This window comes from Methylosinus sp. Ce-a6 (genome assembly GCF_009811655.1).
Classification (GTDB): Bacteria; Pseudomonadota; Alphaproteobacteria; order Rhizobiales; family Beijerinckiaceae; genus Methylosinus.
Window position 1 is genome coordinate 1 of the sequence record NZ_BGJX01000076.1, and the last position, 1,681, is coordinate 1,681.

The following is a 1,681-nucleotide window of genomic DNA, read 5'->3' on the forward strand; positions in this document are numbered from 1 at the left end:
GGGCAGCATTGTTATCTGGCGCGGCCTCGCGCGCCTAACCGATATCGCTGAGTGCATTTGTGGGTAATTGAAAGCCGGTGAGGGCCGCGGGAAATTACGGTGGGGCGTCGAGATCTAGTGGATAGGCGTAGTGCTCGACGATTGGAAATGGGTCATAGAAGTGGTGGAGCATCGCCCTCCATTCCGCGTATCGATCTGATTGCCGAAAACCGATCGTATGATCCTCAAGCCTCTCCCAGGTCACGAGAAGCAGATAGCGGGATGATGTCTCGATGCATCGGCGAATCTCGATCGCAACGAATCCTGGCGTCGCCGCGATGAGAGCACGTGCCTTTCGGATTGCACTTTCGAAGGCGATTTCTTCTCCAGGCCGAACGTTGAGCACCGCCATTTCTAGAACAAAGCCCGTGTTTCCGGTGTCTGTGATGGTCATGCCGTGACCTCTTTCGTAAGTCCGTTGGCGATGTCGTAGAGTACCTCTGTGATGAGAGCTTCCGTCAGGTTGAGCGGTAAGCAATGGCCGTGGGCCACCGGAGCATCGCATCAGCGCTCTTTGGGCACCTTCATCTCTTTGTGGATTTTGATGAGTTCGACGAGGTTCTCGATGCCGAAGTCGGTGAAGGCCATAACCTCGTGGTCGCCGATGTCAATCGGCATCCAAAATTGACCCCCGATCGGCGTTCAAAATTGACCCCCATTTTTTATAGGGCGGAACGCGAGCGCTCGCCCCGGCGGAGCTGGCGGGGTTGCGCAGCCGGGGCGAGTGCGTTTCGGTTCGCGATGTGATCGGGAGGGTCAGGCGCGGTTCTTGGAGCGCCAGCTTTCATTGCCGGTTTCGACGATGTCGCAATGGTGAGTGAGGCGATCGAGCAGCGCGCTGGTCATTTTCGCATCGCCGAACACGCTCGGCCAGTCGCCAAAGGCGAGATTAGTGGTGACGATGATCGAGGTTCGTTCGTAGAGCCGGCTGATCAGATGGAAGAGCAATTGTCCGCCCGGTTGCGCAAAGGGCAGATAGCCGAGCTCGTCGAGAATGATGAAGTCCATTCTCGTGAGATATTCCGCAAAGCGTCCCTGACGGCCTCCCCGCGCTTCAGTCTCGAGCCTGTTGACGAGCTCGACGGTGTTGAAGAATCGGCCGCGTTTTCCAGCGCGAATGCAATTTCTGTAAATGCCGCTTTTAATTTCCCCAGAAGCGCCGAAGTAAAATTCCCCAGTCTGGCGGGCACGGCGATCAGCCGGCGATCTGATCGGCGCCTCCGTTTTTGGGCGGTCTTCCGCGACGCCGGAGCGTCGGCGGGATGGGCGCCGGCTGGATGCTGGCTTTTGTCCGAACATGTTCGGGCAAGAGGTCGGCATGCTCGCGCAGGCGATAGCTCGAGCCTTCGATCTGGAAGACGACGGCATGGTGCAGGAGGCGGTCGAGAAGCGCCGTGGCGACAACGGCGTCGCCGAAGATGTCGCCCCATTCCGCGAAGCCGCGGTTCGAGGTGAGGATCATCGCGCCTTTCTCATAGCGGGCGTTGACGAGCTGGAAGAACAGATTGCCGCCGCCCGGCGTGACCGGCAGATAGCCGATCTCGTCGACGATCAGCAGCGCGAAAGTAAGCATCCGGCGTGGGCCGCAGGCGGGATAGGCTGAAGCGTCAGGCGCCGGCGCGGGCCTTCAGGTCTTTGTGGA

1 protein-coding gene and 2 pseudogenes are annotated in these 1,681 nt (G+C 59.3%); all 3 read right to left on the reverse strand.

From position 1 onward, the window contains the following. Nucleotides 1–94: 94 nt before the first annotated feature. The gene (locus tag Mspo_RS19340; RefSeq protein WP_159732913.1) at nucleotides 95–433 is read right to left on the reverse strand and encodes an antibiotic biosynthesis monooxygenase; all 339 of its coding nucleotides are present in this window, start codon (nucleotides 431–433) and stop codon (nucleotides 95–97) included. Nucleotides 434–795: 362 nt separating this feature from the next. After that, a pseudogene (locus Mspo_RS19345) lies at nucleotides 796–1,173 on the reverse strand (ATP-binding protein); the annotation flags it as partial. Between the two features lie 61 nt (nucleotides 1,174–1,234). Beyond that, nucleotides 1,235–1,600, reverse strand: a pseudogene (locus Mspo_RS19350) (ATP-binding protein); the annotation flags it as partial. Nucleotides 1,601–1,681: the final 81 nt, after the last annotated feature.

What these genes read in the sequence shown, in the direction of transcription:
- Mspo_RS19340 (WP_159732913.1), bottom strand. Translation starts at nt 433, where the DNA reads ATGACCATCACAGACACCGGAAACACGGGCTTTGTTCTAGAAATGGCG.